The organism is Mammaliicoccus sp. N-M50, assembly GCF_022386995.1.
Taxonomy (GTDB): domain Bacteria; phylum Bacillota; class Bacilli; order Staphylococcales; family Staphylococcaceae; genus Mammaliicoccus; species Mammaliicoccus sciuri_A.
On record NZ_JAJNJA010000016.1, the window covers coordinates 1 to 18,151 of the forward strand.

16 protein-coding genes and 1 pseudogene are annotated in these 18,151 nt (G+C 31.2%); 5 read left to right on the forward strand and 12 right to left on the reverse strand.

Features of this window, described 5'->3' with window-relative positions:
• Positions 1–206 precede the first annotated feature (206 nt).
• The 4 genes from chrA to LQ622_RS14640 are packed head-to-tail and all read right to left on the reverse strand — an operon-like array spanning position 207 to position 3,420.
• The gene (gene chrA, locus LQ622_RS14625; protein ID WP_044291624.1) at positions 207–1,370 is read right to left on the reverse strand and encodes a chromate efflux transporter; all 1,164 of its coding nucleotides are present in this window, start codon (positions 1,368–1,370) and stop codon (positions 207–209) included.
• A gap of 36 nt (positions 1,371–1,406) precedes the next feature.
• Complete coding sequence (gene arsC, locus LQ622_RS14630) at positions 1,407–1,799, reverse strand: arsenate reductase (thioredoxin) (protein WP_044291626.1); 393 nt, start codon at positions 1,797–1,799, stop codon at positions 1,407–1,409.
• A 17-nt stretch (positions 1,800–1,816) separates the two neighbouring features.
• The gene (gene arsB / locus LQ622_RS14635) at positions 1,817–3,106 is read right to left on the reverse strand and encodes an arsenite efflux transporter membrane subunit ArsB (protein WP_044291629.1); all 1,290 of its coding nucleotides are present in this window, start codon (positions 3,104–3,106) and stop codon (positions 1,817–1,819) included.
• Complete coding sequence (locus LQ622_RS14640) at positions 3,106–3,420, reverse strand: ArsR/SmtB family transcription factor (protein WP_044291631.1); 315 nt, start codon at positions 3,418–3,420, stop codon at positions 3,106–3,108. The genes arsB and LQ622_RS14640 overlap by 1 nt, the downstream gene beginning before the upstream one ends.
• A 323-nt stretch (positions 3,421–3,743) precedes the next feature.
• Here LQ622_RS14640 and LQ622_RS14645 point away from each other — a divergent pair, with 323 nt between their 5' ends.
• A complete protein-coding gene (locus tag LQ622_RS14645) occupies positions 3,744–5,153 on the forward strand; it encodes an ATP-binding protein (RefSeq protein WP_159316398.1) in 1,410 nt (469 codons plus the stop codon).
• 298 nt (positions 5,154–5,451) lie between these two features.
• Here LQ622_RS14645 and LQ622_RS14650 read toward each other — a convergent pair whose 3' ends face one another.
• Positions 5,452–6,756, reverse strand: a complete 1,305-nt coding sequence (locus tag LQ622_RS14650) for a TrkH family potassium uptake protein (protein WP_239762732.1) — start codon at positions 6,754–6,756, stop codon at positions 5,452–5,454.
• Positions 6,757–6,996: 240 nt separating this feature from the next.
• Positions 6,997–7,773 carry a 3-hydroxybutyrate dehydrogenase gene (locus LQ622_RS14655; protein WP_204253114.1) on the reverse strand — a complete coding sequence of 259 codons (777 nt, stop codon included), beginning with the start codon at positions 7,771–7,773 and terminating at the stop codon, positions 6,997–6,999.
• 116 nt (positions 7,774–7,889) lie between these two features.
• Between LQ622_RS14655 and LQ622_RS14660 the strand changes: the two genes are divergently transcribed.
• Together LQ622_RS14660 and LQ622_RS14665 are read left to right on the forward strand one after the other, a co-directional pair.
• Positions 7,890–8,771: a LysR family transcriptional regulator gene (locus tag LQ622_RS14660; protein WP_126476739.1), complete on the forward strand. Its 882-nt coding sequence runs from the start codon at positions 7,890–7,892 to the stop codon at positions 8,769–8,771.
• A gap of 131 nt (positions 8,772–8,902) precedes the next feature.
• Positions 8,903–9,313, forward strand: a complete 411-nt coding sequence (locus tag LQ622_RS14665) for a carboxymuconolactone decarboxylase family protein (protein ID WP_204253115.1) — start codon at positions 8,903–8,905, stop codon at positions 9,311–9,313.
• Between the two features lie 73 nt (positions 9,314–9,386).
• Here LQ622_RS14665 and LQ622_RS14670 read toward each other — a convergent pair whose 3' ends face one another.
• From LQ622_RS14670 to LQ622_RS14685, 5 genes are all read right to left on the reverse strand, one after another.
• The gene (locus tag LQ622_RS14670; protein WP_239762734.1) at positions 9,387–12,401 is read right to left on the reverse strand and encodes a YhgE/Pip domain-containing protein; all 3,015 of its coding nucleotides are present in this window, start codon (positions 12,399–12,401) and stop codon (positions 9,387–9,389) included.
• Positions 12,402–12,699: 298 nt separating this feature from the next.
• Positions 12,700–14,862 carry a peptidase domain-containing ABC transporter gene (locus LQ622_RS14675; protein ID WP_204258824.1) on the reverse strand — a complete coding sequence of 721 codons (2,163 nt, stop codon included), beginning with the start codon at positions 14,860–14,862 and terminating at the stop codon, positions 12,700–12,702.
• 120 nt (positions 14,863–14,982) lie between these two features.
• A complete protein-coding gene (locus LQ622_RS15120) occupies positions 14,983–15,117 on the reverse strand; it encodes a hypothetical protein (RefSeq protein ID WP_275589928.1) in 135 nt (44 codons plus the stop codon).
• A 24-nt stretch (positions 15,118–15,141) separates the two neighbouring features.
• Complete coding sequence (locus LQ622_RS14680; RefSeq protein WP_204258823.1) at positions 15,142–15,297, reverse strand: hypothetical protein; 156 nt, start codon at positions 15,295–15,297, stop codon at positions 15,142–15,144.
• A gap of 46 nt (positions 15,298–15,343) precedes the next feature.
• Entirely contained in the window at positions 15,344–15,484 is a 141-nt protein-coding gene (locus LQ622_RS14685; protein WP_204258822.1) for a hypothetical protein, read from the reverse strand.
• Positions 15,485–15,980: 496 nt separating this feature from the next.
• On the opposite strand from LQ622_RS14685, the gene LQ622_RS14690 reads away from it, so the two are divergent.
• A complete protein-coding gene (locus LQ622_RS14690) occupies positions 15,981–16,490 on the forward strand; it encodes a phage tail protein (RefSeq protein ID WP_239775454.1) in 510 nt (169 codons plus the stop codon).
• Between the two features lie 145 nt (positions 16,491–16,635).
• Positions 16,636–17,470, forward strand: a pseudogene (locus LQ622_RS14695) (trypsin-like serine peptidase).
• A 79-nt stretch (positions 17,471–17,549) separates the two neighbouring features.
• Here LQ622_RS14695 and LQ622_RS14700 read toward each other — a convergent pair.
• Positions 17,550–18,151 (reverse strand): LPXTG cell wall anchor domain-containing protein (locus tag LQ622_RS14700; RefSeq protein ID WP_239775456.1); only part of this gene is annotated, 602 nt, incomplete at its 5' end.

Genomic DNA, 18,151 nt, shown 5'->3' on the forward strand with positions numbered 1-18,151 from the left:
AAAAATAAAAATAATTAAACGTTGTGCAATTGTACGCCCCCAAAAAAGTTTTACTTTTGGGGCCCACTACATAATTAATGGTTTTTTACTATCTTTTACATTGAGATAAAGTACTATAATTATACGAAATCAATTATTTTAATTTATAATGGTTACTTTAATAACTATACTTATAAAATTTATTCTTTGATTATGAACGAGAAAGATTAGTAAAACATTATACCTATTATAATGCCTATTAGTACAATAGACCAGGAAGGTAATTTAAAATGCACCAGGAATACGAATAATGAGCTAGCTAGAACAAAATCTAATTCTGATTTAATAGTTGAAGTCCAAATTGGATTATAAAATGCAGCGATAAGAATACCGACTACACCCGCGCTTATACCTTTTAAAAAACCTTCAGCATAAGTGTTAGATTTAATATCATCCCAAAATGGTAACACTCCAAATAATAATAGAAATGCTGGTAGGAATATAGCGACAGTAGCCAAAACTCCTCCTCCAATACCTTCTATAGACATGCCAATATATGAAGCGAACGTAAATAATGGTCCAGGTACAGCTTGAGCAGCAGCATAACCCGTTATGAAGCTATCAGGTGATATTAAACCTTGTGGTACAAATTCATTTTCTAATAAAGGTAATACGACATGACCACCGCCAAACACTAAAGAACCAGATCTATAAAAACTATCGAACATTCTAAGCCATAAATTATTCGTCATAGAACTAACTATAGGTAATACAATTAATAGTAAAAAAAATAATGAAATTGAAATAAACCCTAAAATTTTAGGTAATTTAAATGTCTTCACTCTTAAATTATTTATATCTGTAGAGGTTTCTTTTAAAAAGATAAGACCATATATACCAGTAATAGATAATGCGATTACTTGAATGTAAAGATTATTGATTGTTAGAGATAATATAAGAACAAATAATGCCAAAGTAATGGTACTTTTAGTATTTGTTAATTTTTTACCCATACCTATCACGGCTTGGGCAACAATGGCAACAGCTACTAGTTTTAATCCTTGCATCCAAGTTAAACTAGAATCATTGTTAATAAATAATGCTGAAAAAACCATAAGTATAATCACAGAAGGAAGTGTAAAGCCAATAAAAGAAATAATTCCTCCCAGAATTCCTCCTCTAATAGTTCCTATACCAATACCAACTTGGCTGCTTGCAGGTCCAGGTAAAAACTGGCATAGGGCTACTAAATCTGAGTATTCTTTTTCATCAAGCCATTTTCTTTTCTTAACATACTCATCATAAAAATAACCTAAGTGGGCAGTTGGTCCTCCAAATGATAGTAATCCAAGTTTTAATGCAACTAAAAATATATTTATATATTTATACATAAAAAGCTCCTTGTATTTCGTTGATTAATTTTTTACTTAACTATCAAATTCTTTAATTTTTTTGCCAATTTCATCTCTAACGCGTTGAAATTCTGACCACTCTTTACCTGCTGGATCCTCAAAACCCCAATGCTCTTTTTTAACGTTTGGTGGTAAAATAGGACAATTATCGTCTGCATCGCTACATAACGTCACGACCAGATCTGATTGTTTTAAAATATCATTATCAATCAAGTCTGACGTATGGTTTGATATATCAATATCTACTTCTTTCATAGCTTCTATTGCTTTAGGATTAACACCATGTGTTTCAATACCAGCAGAATAGACATTCCAATCTTTGCCCAATACTTCCTTTCCCCAACCTTCAGCCATTTGGCTACGACAAGAGTTTCCTGTACATATAAAATAAATTGTTTTCTTATCCATAATTAAAACCTCATTTCTTAAAATATAATTAGTGTAAGGTATAAACCTAAGAGTGTTACAAACAGGACTGGAATAGTAATGATAATTCCAGTTTTAAAGTATGTTCCCCACGAAATCTTCACACCTTTTTGTGTTAAGACATGTAGCCACAATAGTGTTGCTAAAGAACCAATCGGTGTTATTTTAGGTCCTAAATCAGAACCTATGACATTCGCATAAATCATACCTTCTTTTAATATACCTGTAGCACTAGATTGGCCAATCGCTATTGCATCTATTAAAACAGTTGGCATGTTGTTCATGATTGAAGATAAGAAAGCAGCTATAAAGCCCATACCCATGATACTGCTGAATAATCCATGACTTGAAATATTGGATAATACATCAGCTAAAATTGTTGTGATTCCTACGTTTTTTAAACCAAATACAACTAAGTACATACCAACAGAAAATACAACAATATTCCATGGTGCACCTTTAATCACTTGTTTTGTATGAACTGCTTTTGATTTACGAGCTAATATTACAAAGATAAAAGCAATAATACCAGCAATAATTGATACAGGAATATTTATAAACTCACTTATTAAATAACCAACTAGCAATATAGTGAGTACAATCCACGAGATATTAAAAAGCTTTTTGTCCTTAATCGCTTCTTTTGGTTCTCTAATATTTACTGCATCAAATTTTCTTGGGATAGACTTTCTGAAATAAGTCCATAAGACAAGAATACTTGCGATTAAAGAGAATATATTAGGTATAATCATTTTACTGAAGTACTCAACAAATCCAATATCAAAGTAATCAGCAGAAACAATATTAACTAAATTACTAACAATTAATGGAAGAGACGTAGTATCTGCAATAAAACCACTAGCAATAATAAATGGGAATACCGCTTTTTTATCAAATCCTAGATTCCTTACCATCGCTAATACAATAGGCGTTAAGATTAAAGCAGCCCCATCATTTGCGAAAAATGCTGCTACAACTGACCCTAATAACATAATAAAAACAAACATTTTTAAGCCGTTACCGTTTGACGCTTTGACCATATGTATCGCGGACCATTCAAAAAATCCAATTTCATCTAATATTAATGAAATAAGAATAACAGCTACAAAGGTTAAAGTAGCATTCCAAACAATCCCTGTTACTTCTATTACATCTGAAAAACTTACGACCCCTGTAATAATCGCAACGACAGCTCCAATTAAAGCTGTAATACCAATATCTAAACCTTTCGGTTGCCATATCACAAAGAGTAAAGTTAAAAGAAAAATCACAATTGCTAATATTGTCATCAACACTCACCTTGTTTCATACTTTTACATACACATCGATCGTTAGATGTATTAATAAGATTTAAATTGTGATTAACATCATCTAATATTTCATGATTAAGTCGATACATATGTTTATTACCTTCTTTTCGTGAAAGAACTAATTGCTTATCGACTAATGACTTCATATGATGACTTAGCGTAGGCTGTGAAAATTGAAAATGTTCCAGTAAATCACAAGCACATAGTTCATCACATGAAAGTAAATCTATTATTTCTAATCTGCTTGGATCAGATAAAACTTTTAATATTGATGCTAGTTCTTGATAAGACATAGCCATACCTCCCTTACTTTATATAGATTATCATCTATATATATAATTGTCTATGTAATTTGTTCTTGTGGATCTATGGGATTGAGGAATGAGAAAAAACCGCATCATCTACCGATAAGCAGAAAGTTATCATAAGTAGGTGGGGGAATTTCATAAATTATTAGGTAATATTATGGATGTTATGAGTCAATAAACTTTAAGCTTTTGATTAAACATTATTAAAAGCAATCATATTTTTTGGAAAGAATATGATAAAATAATTAATTATAAAAACTACTATTATTATGAGACTAAAACCGTTCGTATAATTAAGGAGTGATTTGATGGATAAAGTGGAAACATATAGAACTGAAAAAGAAAATACACATTTTGATAGAAAGGAAGCACGTATTGATGATAAAAAAATTTTATGGCATGTTAATGGGTTTGCTAATGCTGAGGGTGGAAAATTAGTACTAGGAATTAGTGATAATGGTAAAATTACTGGATGCAAATCATATGAGGGTAGAAGTGCCGAAGAAATCAAACGAATTATTAATAATAGTATGAATCCAGCAATTGATTTTGAAGTTAATGAAATAGCTATTGAAGAAGATTATATAATAGAAATTGATGTACAACCTAAAACCGATTCTGTAGTATCAATTAGAGACAGTGGAGATGTGTATTTAAGACAATCAGATAAAACTGATAAACTTAAACATGATAGAGTTCTTGCTTTACAATACGATAAAGGTCAAAGATCGTATGAAGATGAAATTAATCAAAGGTTCGATATAGAGGACTTGAATACTGATTTATTTGATAAATACAGAGAAGTAATGAAATCAGATATTTCTAATGAAGACATTTTAAGTATTAGAACAGGATCAAGTAAAAAAGGTTATACTAATTCTGCAATATTAATGTTTGCAAAAAATCCAGAAAAGTACATACCTAATTCTAGAGTTCGTTTCATTAGGTATGAAGGTACTACACAAGAAACAGGTTCAAGGTTGAATATTGTTAAAGACCAAACTTTCGAGTATCCTTTACCAATTTTGATAGATGAAGTAAGAAATTTAGTTCAAAGCCAATTGAGGGATTTTAACAGTTTAGACAAAAGTGGAAAATTTATATCAGTTCCTGAGTATCCAGAATTTGCTTGGCTTGAAGGGATAGTCAATGCAGTAGTACATAGAGACTATTCATTAACAGGGGACTGTGTGAAAATTTTGATGTTTGATGATCGTTTAGAGATATTAAGTCCAGGTAAATTGCCAAGTATGGTTAATCTTGAGAATTTAAAATATACTCGTTTTTCTAGAAATCCTAGGATTGCTCGCTTGATGGCTGATTTTGGTTATGTTAAAGAATTAAACGAAGGTGTTAAGAGAATATATGATGAAATGAATGATTATTTCTTAAAAGAACCAGAATATTCAGAGCCTGCTAATAAGTCAGTGAAGCTTAAACTAGAAAATAATATAGGTACTAGACGAACTAGAAAAAATGATAAAATTAGTAATCATATCACTGAAGAAGTGATGGATAACTTGACTGAAGATCAAATTAAAATCATTCAATTTTTATATCCGTCTAACAAGATTAATATAAAGAAAGCAAATAGTGTACTGGGAAAAAAGGATGCATATTCTAGAAAAATTTTGACTGGACTAGTTAGTCAAGGTTTATTAATTTGGAATGGAAGTAGTAAACAAGATCCAACTCAATATTATTCGTTAAAAGAGTAACGAGGAGTAACGAGGAGTAACGAGGAGTAACGAGGAGTAACGAGGAGTAACGAAGAGTAACGAGGAGTAACGAAGAGTAACGAGGAGTAACGAAGAGTAACGAGGAGTAACGAAGAGTAACGAGGAGTAACGAAGAGTAACGAGGAGTAATGAAGAGTAACGAGGAGTAATAAGTAGTTATTATTTAATTGGTTTCTTTTTGCATTTTGTATTAAACTTCTCATTCTATTTACATACAACCCAAAAACCGCCCGATCCTGCAGCTCACTACTACAGATCGGGCGATTATTTTATAGAATTATAAATGAATCTTTTCTGTTGAGTAGAAATACAACTCTTTTTTAGGGTGTACAAATATCGAAATGATAATGAGTACGCCTATTTTACCAACTATCATTAGCAAAATGAGTATAATTTTAGACATTGAATTTAAATCAGCGGTTATGCCAGTTGAAAGTCCAACCGTCGCAAAAGCTGAAATCGTTTCAAATAATACCTTTGTTGTATCAAGCTTTGGATTTTGAATTAAAATACTCAATGTTGAGATAAAAATTAAAGAACTTGATAAAAAACATACAGTTATTGCTTTATTTATTTGTTCCGTCATAATACTCTTCTTAAATATATGTGGATGTGTCTGACCTTTTAATAAAGAATATAAATATACGATAATGATAGCAAAGGTCGTAACTTTTATACCACCACCTGTACTCATAGGTGCGGCACCAATAAACATTAATAAATCAAATATAAATAGAGTAGAGTCGTGTAATTGACCTATGTCAACGGTATTGAATCCAGCAGTTCTAGTTGATATTGATTGGAAAACGGATTTAAACATTTGAACAATCCAATTATCGTTTTTTAATACGTTATTTGCTTCTAATAACCAGAATGAAAGTGATCCAATCGCGATTAATATGGCTGTAGTAGTTAATACGATTTTTGAATGTAGACTTAATTTACTCAAGCGATTAGCTTTCCACAAATCTAATATAACAATATAACCTATACCACCAATTACAATTAACAATGGAACAATGACGTTAACAATTAAGTTATCACTGTAACTCATCAGACTATCTGAAAATAAAGAAAAACCGGCGTTATTGAATGATGATATAGAAGTAAATATACTGATGAACCCACCTTTAACAATACCGTGATCTGGAATGAAAACCATGGATAAAAAAATAGCACCCAAAATCTCGATAATAAAGCTGAATAATACAAGACGTATAGTTATATTTAGTAATCCTGAATCATTATCAAGACTCCACGTATACTTTAATAGTTCTCTATTTTTGTACGAAATGTTTTTTCTAGTGAAAATCATTATAAAAATCATTAAAGTAACAATTCCTAACCCACCAATTTGAATCAGTAAAAGTATTACCAAATATCCTAATTCATTGAACTGGTTAGGTATATCAACAGTTGAAAGCCCTGTTACTGTAAATGCACTTGTAGCGATAAAAAAAGCATCAACAAAATCAATAGGTTTTCGTCCAGTAACTGGCAAGTAGAGTAATATTGAACCTATGATTGTAGTCGTTAAAAATAGTGTCAGATAAATCATAGTAACTTTGAATATAGTATTCATTTTTTTATCACCTGCATTATAAGATATAAAGATAATAGTCCTATTAATAAAAAATAGCAATAAATTTATAAATAAAATAGAAAACATTAGCTAGCATATCAGGTGGTGCTCTAGAGGAGAAAATGAATATAGCGAGGAAGAATTTTTAAAAGCTTTTGAAGAAATTAAGTTATTTTATAACATATGAAAGAATAAAAACTCAGATTAAGACATACATTATGTCCTAGCCTGAGTTTTTTATTATTGTGCTGTATATCCGCCGTCTATTAAGATAGATTGACCAGTTACGCTTTTGGCTTTGTCACTGGCAATGAATACGGAATAGTCTGCTACGTCTTGTATGTCGACAAGTCGTTTTTGAGGAATCATTGGGAATAATACTTCATCAAGTACTTGATCAACACTTACGTTTCTTGTTTTGGCTAAGTCTTCCATTTGACCACGTACAAGTGGTGTATCAATGTAACCTGGGCATATGGCATTTACCGTGATACCGTCTTCTGCAGTTTCTAATGCAGTGACTTTTGTTAAACCGATAATTCCATGTTTGGCACTGTTATATGCAGATTTTCCTGAGAATCCGATAACGCCATTAATAGAAGACATATTTAAGATGCGACCAAATTGTTGTTTTTTCATAATAGGTAATACATGTTTCGTCATGATGAATGTACCCACTAACATAATATCAATCATTTGTTTGAATTTAGCTGTTGGGAAATCCTCAATATTTGAGACATGTTGTAAGCCTGCGTTATTTACTAAAACATCTATACGACCGTAATGTTTTTCAGTTTCATTGACAAGGTTTATGACATTATCTTCATTCGAAACATCTGCTGGAATACCGATACAGTCAAACCCTTTATCTTTAAAGTCACGCACGACGTTGTCTAAATTAGCTTTATTAATGTCTGTGAATACTACTTTTGCACCTTGGTTTAAAAATTCTTTAGCGATTTCTAAACCAATACCACTAGCAGAACCTGAAATAATCGTAACTTTATCTTTTAACATCGAAATCCCTCCATATTTTTCTCTATATATTTAGTTTACTTCTACAATATTGATAAGTAAAATGAATATTAATAATGAAATCTATAACTTAAAGTTATAAAGAAAGGGGGATTAATTTGGAAATCCGTCAATTTAACTATTTTATGACAGTAGCCAAACTGGGTAGTTTCACTAAGGCTTCACAACAATTACATGTTTCTCAACCAGCGCTTAGTAAGACAATCAAAGCATTTGAATCAGAATTGAATGTCGAGTTATTAGACCGTTCAGACAGACAAGTTAAACTTACAGATTCAGGTGAAATTGTTTATAATCATGGACTTAAAATCTTTGATACATTAAACTCTTTAACTTCGAATTTGAACGATAATAGTTCATTAAAAAGTGGGAATATAAAGATTGGCTTACCTTCATTGATTGGCATCATGTTCTTTCCTAGCATGATAAAAGGCTTCTCTTCGGCGTATCCACATTTAACAACAGAATTAATAGAAGAAGGTACTCATAAAGTTATACGGTTAGTAGATGAAGGTGAGATAGATTGTGGCATCGTTATGTTACCAGTAGATGAAACAAAATTCGACGTCTATCAATTGACTAAAGATAAATTGATGTTATATCTACAAAAGTCGCATCCTTTAGCGCAACGTTCGGAAGTTGCTTTAACGGATATTAAGCATGAACCGACTATTTTATTTACGGAAGATTTTACGATGCATGATCGTATTATTCAAGAGTGTGATAAATTTGGATTTAAGCCAAATATTGCGTATCAAAGTGCACAATGGGATTTTATTAAAGACATGGTAGAAAATAATTTAGGTGTTACGTTCTTTCCAGAATCATTAAAGCGTAAAATCGATTATGATAAAATCACTGCAGTACCTATAACAGAACCGTATATTTATTGGGAAGTGGGTCTTATCGTTAAGAAAGATAGATATCGTTCACATGCAACACGAGCACTAATTGATTATATATTAGAGAATGGCATTTAGTTTGTTATAACTTTTAGTTATAGAAATTATGATATTTATATATTTAACAAATAATCGTATCAGGACTATATTAGTAATTGTTCACAGGAAAAATTTTAAAGCTAGCAATTACGAATAGGGAGCGATTGATTATGGATCAAACTAAATACCAACAAGGTATGGATAAACTTATGGAATATACTGCAGAGACAGGTTCAACACATTTAAAAATAGCTGACAATCTTAAAGATATAGCACCTGACGTTTCAAAATATATTATTGAATTTGCTTATGGAGACATTTATTCACGTAAAGGTTTAACAAATCAACAACGTGCTTTAGTAACAGTTTCTTCACTTGTAACACAAGGAACAGAACCTCAATTAGAATTACACATCAATACAGCATTAACTTCTGGTGTGACGCCTGAGGAAATCATAGAAACAATTACACATTTAATACCTTATACTGGTTTCCCACGTGTATTAAATGCGTTAACAGTAGCTCAAAAAGTATTTGATGAAAGAGAGATAAAAGTAGATTTGTCTAAAGTAGAACAATAATACAACCCAAAAAACCGCCCGATCCTGTAGCTCACTGCTACGAATCGGGCGGTTATTTTATTATATCATTTAATTATTCCATTAAGTAACTGTCTTCGGCGCGTTTGATTGTTTTCTTTTTCCATGGGTCGAGTATTGGTTTAACGATAAAGCCTATTGTGAATATGACGACGCCGAATAATACGAGGCATATGAGATTGTATATGAGTATTTCTGGTACGACGCCTCCGACCGCTTCTCTCAAAGCATCTACGGCATAAGTAAATGGCAAGTACGGATGTATAGCTTGGAAGAATTTTGGTGTGACTTGTATTGGGAATGTTCCGCCTCCACCTGCTATTTGTAGTACCATAATGACAATTGCTAATGCTTTACCGACGTTACCGAATAGGGACACTAATGTATAGACGATACATATAAATACGATTGAAACGAGTACAGCTAATAGTATAAATAATAATCTATTATCGATTGCTGCGCCTAAAATAAACATATCTCCTAGTGACACGATAATGGACTGTATGACACCTATAATAATGAATATAAAGCTCTTTCCAACGAATGTTTCTCTCAATGAATATTTCTGCTTAATTTCTGGATTTTTAATATCTGTTGTTAATAAGTTAGATAATAGTAAAGCACCTACCCAAATTGCTAAAGATGTATAGAATGGTGTACTTGCTGTTCCGTAGTTTGGCACACTAAATAACGATTCTTCTTTTAATTCTATTGGATGTGCGATAATATCTGCTTGTTTCTTTAAATCATTTTTCAATAATTTAATCAGTTCATGAACTGTATCATCTTTATCTATTTCTCTAACTTTCTTCGCTGCTTTCTTAATATCTTCTTCAATACCTGGTAAATCATTTCGCGCAAATTCTGCTAAGTCATGAATTTCCTTTTGAGCTTCTGGTAAGTTGTCATCTATTAATTGAACAGCACGGTCGTATTTATCAATCATTGTTGGTAAATCATTATTTGAGAACTGTGCGAGCTTTTTAACTTCTGATTGAACATTTGGTAGTTCATTTTCAACGTAATAAGCACCTTTACCAACTTGCTCTTTAAATTTAGGGAAGTTTGTTTGAGCTACTTCATTAATGTTATTAAACTTTCTTTCAAGTTCTGGTAATTCATTATTAATGCTGACTAATAAGTCTTGTCCATTTTGTAAGGAACTTTTCCCAGTTTGAATTACATTATCTATCATGTTCATGGAACTTCTAATCTTCGCGATATCATCGATACCTTTAGTTAACGCTTGATCGATTTGATTAACGCCTTCCATTAAAGTCGTCTTAAAATCACTGCTCGTATATTTCAATAAATTGTCTAAAGATACGAGATTAGAATCGATTAATTTATCTAATGCTAAGACTTCTTCTTTGCCAGATTTACCATTATTTAAAGCATTAATCAGGTTGCTTTGGCCATTTATAACACTTTGTAAATCTTTGTTAGCTGATTCAAATTGTGAAATAGCTGATGAAGTATCAATACCTTCAGATTTCTGAAGTTCCTTTAAAATATCAATCATAGAATTATTAAAAGTGACACCTTGTTGTAATCGTGATTGATTGTTTTTCACAGTGTCTGCAAGTTGTTTACTGTCTTGGCTCATTAAGATACTTTGATTGATGGCCTGCATACTTTCTAAATCTTTTTTGTTCATAGTAGCTTGTTCATTACTATAGTCTGCGAGGGCTGTTAAAGATTCACTTAGTGCAGATTTCATTTCATTTAATTCTTGATCAGTTAATACGTTTTTAGAAGCTTGGTCATTATTTTCGTTATTATCATTTTCTTCATCATAAGCTTGTTGCGTTGTTACGATATCGTTATCTTTCTCTTGTTCTTCAGTTGATGGTTTTTCTTCTGTTTCTTCTTTAGAAGTATCAGCTTTTTCTTTTTCACTTTCTTGTTCTTCAGCATTTTGTTCCTTATTATCTTCTTTGTTTTCTTCTGACGATTGTTGAGGTTCTTTTGTACTTTGTTCAGGTTTCGCTTTGTTATCTTTACTTTCCTTCTTGTCTTTCTCAGCTTCTGATTTCAGCTTTTCGTTCGCTTTTTCAGTTTTTTTCTGAGCTTTTTTAGCATCTGCTTCATACTGATCTAATTTACGATTTAATTCAGGTAAATATTGTTCTGCTTTATTGATAGCTGCTAATGCTTTTTCAGTTGCTTCAATACCTTGAGGCACGCCTTTATTGATTTTAGGAAATTGTTGTTGTACTTTATTCGCTTTTGCTAATGCACTTTCAATTTCAGGCATTTTAGCATTCAATTTCGTAATTAATTGAGCTGCTTGGTTAATGTCTCCCATTTTACTGTTTACTTCATTAATCTTCTTAACGCCTTCATTAATGTCGCCTTTATAATTTCCTAGCGCTTCGAATTCATCTTTATACTTTGTGATGTCATCTTGATGTTCATCAATTTCTATCACTTTCTCTTTGAATTCTTCTATTTTAGGAAGATTATCTTCAGCAGTATATACAGCGTTTTTAATTTTGCTTAAAGTAGGTAATTCATTTTCAAGGTCTAAACCCACTTGGTTCGCTTCTTTTAATAATGCTTTTGTTGCATTCTCGCCAAATTCTTTATTTAAAGAATCTACAATGGATGATGCACCAGCGTTTGTCATTTTAGGTGCAATCGCATTTAATTTCTCGTTTACTTTGTAATCAATAACGGCTTTCTTTGGTTTCTTATGATAGATACTCGTGACTTCATCAGAAAAAGTCTTATGTAAATATATAGAGGCATAATAATCACCTTTTTCAACACCATCGTCAGCCTTCTTACGATTCACAAATTCCCATCCGAACTTATCGTTCTTCTTCAATTGTTCAACTAATTGGTCACCAACATTAATATGTTTGCCTTCAACCTTAGCACCCTTATCTTCATTCACGATCGCAATTTTAATACCTTGCGTATTGTTGTAAGGATCCCACGTAGAACTTAAATTAAACCATGCATAGAATGATGGCAAAATCGAAAGACCTAATAATAATATAATCACAAACGGCACACGTCTGATATTTTTAATATCTTCAATAAAAATTTCAAATGGTTTCTTCAAAATCATAACTCCTTATCCATTAGTACATGACATGTACTATAAATATCAATACCGCTATCATACCCCATGTTCAAAATCAATTCAATCCCCTTTTGTTATATCAGTATATTTATAAACGCTAATATATGACTAAAATAGCGTTTTATAGATATATCAGTATATTAAAATAGAAAATATTTCTATTTCTGGATATCGAGAAAAAAGCCCTCTTTCAAAGACTGCAGATGTAAAGTCTGCATTGAAAGAGGGTGGAGTGAATAATAATTATTCGATTCTGAAAGCCGTGTTTTAATGAGTGTTATACTTCTTTATTTTTAGTTTGTAATTGCCATAGTTTATAGTATTCATTGCGATTTTTTAATAAATTTTTATGAGTACCTTTTTCTACAATCTTTCCATTTTTTAAGGTATAAATAACATCAGCATTTTGTATAGTACTTAGTTTATGAGAAATGACAATAGCTGTTTTACCGCTTTGAATTAAGTTATCAATATGTTGCATGATTTTGAATTCAGTTCGACTATCTAAAGCGCTTGTTGCTTCATCAAAAATATAAATATCTGGGTCCTTAAGAAATGTTCGTGCTAATGAAATACGTTGTGCTTGTCCGCCAGATAAGTTTGAACCTTCTTTTTCTAGCATAGTATTGAATTGATCGGGTTGTTTTTGGATGAAATCAAAAGCTTCAGCTAACTGACATGCATTTATAATATCTTCTTTTGATTTTCCTTTGTTCATGCCATGTAGTAAATTATTTAATATAGTATCTGCAAATAAGAAAGTTTCTTGTGAAACGTAACCAATGTGATGTCTTAGTTCATCTAGTTGTATCTTGTTAATTGGACGTTGGTCAATAGATATTTCACCCTCTGCTACGTCATAATAATGATTTAATAGTTTTCCAATTGTGGATTTTCCGCTTCCACTTTCACCAACGATTGCGATTTTTTGTCCTTTATTAATTTTTAAGTTAATACCGTCTAAAATGACATCTCTATATCCATATTGAAATTTTATATTATCCATGTTTATAACGTTATTAAATATAAATGGATAGTTATTATCATGTATTTTATCTTCAGTATCTAAATCTGTGATTTCCGCGATGCGTCTAGCAGCCACAAATGATGATTGTAACGTTGGTTGTATGTTTATTAAACGTTCAATTGGACCTAAATAAAAAATTGTAAGTGCATTAAACGCTAATAAACTTCCTAAAGTCATCTGGTCATTCATTACAAAATAACTGCCTATCCATAAGATTACTAAACTGATAGTAATTTTAAGGAAATTATTAATTGTTAGTTGTATATTTGAAAGTTGTCCTAAATGTATTAAGTTGTTGATAAGTTGACTAAACTTTTGCGAACCTTGTTCAAAACGATCCGACTCTGATTGGTAACTTTTTATTGTGCTACTACCATCAAAAGATTCAATCAAATATGAACTTAATTCTGCATCATTTTCTGCGACTTTTTGATTATAGTGTTCGAATGGTTGTTTCATCATTAGACTACATAAAATAAAAAATGGTATAAAAATGACTGTAATGAGTAGCAACGTTGGACTTTGTAAATATAATAATACACAGCCAACTATAATCATAAATGTGTCTACAAGTAGCGTTACGGTTGAAGATGACAGTGCTTCACGAATTTTTGAAGTATCCATAAAACGTTGTAATATTTCTCCGCTTTTACGTGTATCAAAAAAATTCATTGGTAAGTGTAATACATGTTTAAAGTAGTCTTTCATAAGACCAATATCTATTTCTAAACTAAGTTTTAAAATCATTTGATATCGCAAATAGGTTACTAATGCATTGATTATATAAAGTATGAGTACGCCTATGCTTATAGTATGTAAATTTGATAGGACATTAGATGGAATGATGTTATCGGTTAATATTTTGAAATATAAAGCACCAATGATTCCAGTTATATTTATTAAGACAGAAATTATAACTATTGTAATCAGTGTTTTATAATTCTTTTTAAATATATCGGTAAATATATTCATATAAGAAGGTGATTCATCTTTACTATTAAATGATTTCGTCTTTTTAACTAATACGGCAATATTTGTCCATATTTCATTAAATTGTTGTTCGGTTAATTTATACTTACCTTTAGCTGGATCTACTATATGAATTTTATCTTTTTTAAGGGATTCAATAATAACAAAATGATTATATCCTTGTTTGTTTACAATATGTGCAATAATTGGAAGTTCTACTTTTTTTAATTCTTTTAAAGAATCTGCTTTAACACCAGTTAATTTTATGCCAATATGTTCTCCAGCTTTAATCAAACCATACAAGTTTGTCCCAAGCTTATCAGTCTTAGCATATTCTCTTAAACGTGGTATTGATACACGTTTGCCAAACGATTGTGAAATCATGGCTAGACATGTTGGCCCACAATCTTTTTCGTCATATTGCTTAATGTATTTAATGTTCATTGAATTACCACTTCCTTAGCTTGTCTCAAAAATTAATAGAGTGATATAGAAATATGTAGAAGAGGGCTGGGATATAAAATTATGTCCCAGCCCTAATTATATTAATTAAGTATATTAATCTTATTTATCATCTTTGCTTTTACTTTTACCTGGTTTAGGTAGAAAACTTATAGCATTACCAGTAATATTTCCTAGGTCTTCCCAGAAATCACCAGCATTGATAGATTTTAAATCTTTCTCAGTTAAATGTTTCATAATTACCATCCTTTATAATTTAAATTATTTAAGTGCGTCGGAAACGCCACGAACAAAACTTTTAACGCCATCAGAAGCTTTGCCAATCCCGTAACCAACATGTTCAGCAAAGCCATCTGGATCAGTTTCATTATTACCACCGTTATTTTTAATAAGTTCTTCATAAGTTAATTCTTCCATGTTATTACCACCTTTATATTTTTTAGTACTTCTGGAATATTTAATTTTATCTCCAACCATTATCTTCGTGTGCTTTGTCCATGCCTTTACCTAATCGGCTGAACCAATCTTTTGTAGCATTCGCCGCATCAGTGAATTTATTACCACCATTCACATCTTTAGTTTCTGCCTGTGTTAAATTTTGCATACTAGCCCTCCTAATAATGTGTTTTATTTACGTAACGTAGTTTTGTTTCCTTTCAACTACAACATTATGGTATCAATGATTTATTTATATAGTATTAACCATAATTTGTATTTTGTTTAATATAATATTAATTTAGAAAATACTGTCATATCAGTAAGTTTTTAGTGATTTATCTAGTTAATAAGATGAAGTGTAATTGCTAATATCCTTAATTTAATCGTAATTAATAAAACAAACTTGAAAATTTATATTTAATAATAATAAAGCTCAAATTTTAAGAATGTGGAGACAATGTAAATTTCTTAAACTCAAAGTAAGTGTTATTTCTCGGGAAATCGACAAAAAAGCCCTCTTTCAAAGACTGCAGATGTCATGTCTGCATTGAAAGAGGATGGAGTGAATGTTTATTAGTAATTGAATCGATATGTGAAATATTGGATAATAAGAATAATATTTTATATTGTTGCATTAATAGAAAGTGAATAGGAGATTAAAAATGATTATTAACCTCGAAGAAATGAACATAAACTTTGATCTAGAAAGTGAAACGCCTTTTTTTCAAGCATCTAATGAAAATAGAGTACGTTTTGATGTAGAACACGTAAACAAGAAGCAACTTTCCAATATTATTAATCAATTATTTACCAATCAAACTAAAACAAAGTGTTCGTTTTTATCAGAGTATAAATATCCTGTTAAATTTAGAGAAAAAACACGATTTGGTCGTTTCTTCAAAATTACAAACTGGAAAGAAGAAGTACACACTTCAAATGAAGAATATATAATAGTAACAACAGAGAACTTAAAGAATGATGAAATCATTAATTATTGTTTATACATCCAAAAAGGTATGATTGAACCTTATATCATATTCTATAATAAGCAAAATATACTCTATATTAGTAACGATGTAATAGATATTATAAGCAGCTCGAAAGATATGATTAGCAATATAAAATTGGATTTTAAAGAGTTAGTAGATGTTTTTTATGAAATATTAGAATAGCGAAGCGTAAATATGCTTCGCTATTTTTGTACTCTAATAGACAATCCAAAAAAATATATTAAATTTATTAAATGGTCATTATATGTCCATGTATTGTATTTAACTAAAGATAAGTAGCATTTTATTAACTTTAGGAGGATAGAATATGTATTCAAAAAAAGTCGTTACATTGATTTTAGGGCTTTTACTATTATTGTTTGCAGTTAACAAAGCGGATGCGGTTGGAAATTATTATTATAATGGTATGGAAAGCTGGAATGCTAATTCTGCATATAAGAAAGCCCAAAAAATAAATAATAAAGATATTATCATGAAGCGTTATGATTATGCGCATAAGAATAAATATAAAGCGGTTGGTCGTGTTTCTAATATGGATGGCTGGAAAGGTCCGGGTAAAGATAGTATGGGAACAGGCTTTGTAGTAGGTAACCATACATTTGTTACGAATGCACATGTTGTTGAAAGAGCAAATGGTAGACAAACGGATCCTAAAAAAAATAAAATTCCAATTAAATCGAGATGGCAAAAAAATACCTTATCAATTCCAAGCTAAAAAAATTTATAAGGTTCCTGCTTATGATATGGTCGTCGTAGAAACGAAAGAAAATATGGTTCAAAAGGCAAAAGTTCAACCTTTAAAACTAGCAACTAATAAACAAATCAAATCATTGAAATTCAATGATAATTTATACTCATTAGGCTATCCAGTCGTTAATGGTAATAATACATACGCTTATTGGAATAAGTTGAAATTTTTACAAGAGTCTTCTAATAAAGCAGAATTAATGACGAAAGATAAGTTTAGAGCAGGAGATTCAGGTTCTCCAATGGTAAATGGTAATTTTGAAGTATATGCATTAAGAACGTATGGGTATAATTTGAGAGGTAATTCAGGCTACCAGTATGCTAAACAAGAAGTAGCTGGAGGAGAATCAATTTACGGAAATCCAAGAGCGTTTATACTTAAACATAATCGATAATATATAAACAGAGCATCCCTCAATTATTGAGAGATGCTCTGTTATTTTGTGTAGCTTTAATCGTGTATTATCTTATTAATTATTCTTTATCTTCTGATGTTTTTTTGCGTCTAAATAATAGGAATGCTGATCCTAACATAGCGATAAGTGTACCAAATAATGTAGTATGTTCTACTTTAGATTCACCTGTATCTGGTAATTTATGTGTATCTTTATGATTAGTATCTTTAGAAGTGTGCGCTTGATTATTATTATTTAGTTTCACTATGTTGTTTGAGCTAACTGAGTTGTCTGATTTAACTGGGACAACATTGTTTGAATGGCCAGTTTTATCCATGTTTCCTGGATTATCTGGGTTGCTAGGATTATCAGGGTTGTTCGGGTTGTCAGGATTATCTGGGTTGCTCGGATTATCTGGGTTGCTAGGATTATCTGGGTTGCTCGGATTATCTGGGTTGCTCGGATTATCTGGGTTGCTCGGATTATCTGGGTTGGTCGGATTATCAGGGTTGAGCGGGTTGTCTGGCTTGTCTGGATTGTCTGGATTTTCAGGCTTGTCTGGTTTATCAGGGTTGTCCGGGTTTTCAGGTTTGTCCGGGTTGTCTGGGTTGTCTGGGTTATCCGGGTTATCCGGGTTGTCCGGGTTATTCGGGTTGTCCGGGTTGTCTGGGTTGTCCGGGT

Excerpts from the sequence above, each read along its gene's own strand:
- LQ622_RS14675 (WP_204258824.1), bottom strand. The coding sequence starts at position 14,862 with ATGAACATTAAATACATTAAGCAATATGACGAAAAAGATTGTGGGCCA.
- arsB (WP_044291629.1), bottom strand. The coding sequence starts at position 3,106 with ATGACAATATTAGCAATTGTGATTTTTCTTTTAACTTTACTCTTTGTG.
- LQ622_RS14650 (WP_239762732.1), bottom strand. The coding sequence starts at position 6,756 with ATGAATACTATATTCAAAGTTACTATGATTTATCTGACACTATTTTTA.
- LQ622_RS14685 (WP_204258822.1), bottom strand. The coding sequence starts at position 15,484 with ATGCAAAATTTAACACAGGCAGAAACTAAAGATGTGAATGGTGGTAAT.
- chrA (WP_044291624.1), bottom strand. The coding sequence starts at position 1,370 with ATGTATAAATATATAAATATATTTTTAGTTGCATTAAAACTTGGATTA.
- LQ622_RS14655 (WP_204253114.1), bottom strand. The coding sequence starts at position 7,773 with ATGTTAAAAGATAAAGTTACGATTATTTCAGGTTCTGCTAGTGGTATT.
- LQ622_RS14690 (WP_239775454.1), top strand. The coding sequence starts at position 15,981 with ATGATTATTAACCTCGAAGAAATGAACATAAACTTTGATCTAGAAAGT.
- LQ622_RS15120 (WP_275589928.1), bottom strand. The coding sequence starts at position 15,117 with ATGAAACATTTAACTGAGAAAGATTTAAAATCTATCAATGCTGGTGAT.
- LQ622_RS14665 (WP_204253115.1), top strand. The coding sequence starts at position 8,903 with ATGGATCAAACTAAATACCAACAAGGTATGGATAAACTTATGGAATAT.
- LQ622_RS14645 (WP_159316398.1), top strand. The coding sequence starts at position 3,744 with ATGGATAAAGTGGAAACATATAGAACTGAAAAAGAAAATACACATTTT.
- LQ622_RS14640 (WP_044291631.1), bottom strand. The coding sequence starts at position 3,420 with ATGTCTTATCAAGAACTAGCATCAATATTAAAAGTTTTATCTGATCCA.
- arsC (WP_044291626.1), bottom strand. The coding sequence starts at position 1,799 with ATGGATAAGAAAACAATTTATTTTATATGTACAGGAAACTCTTGTCGT.
- LQ622_RS14680 (WP_204258823.1), bottom strand. The coding sequence starts at position 15,297 with ATGGAAGAATTAACTTATGAAGAACTTATTAAAAATAACGGTGGTAAT.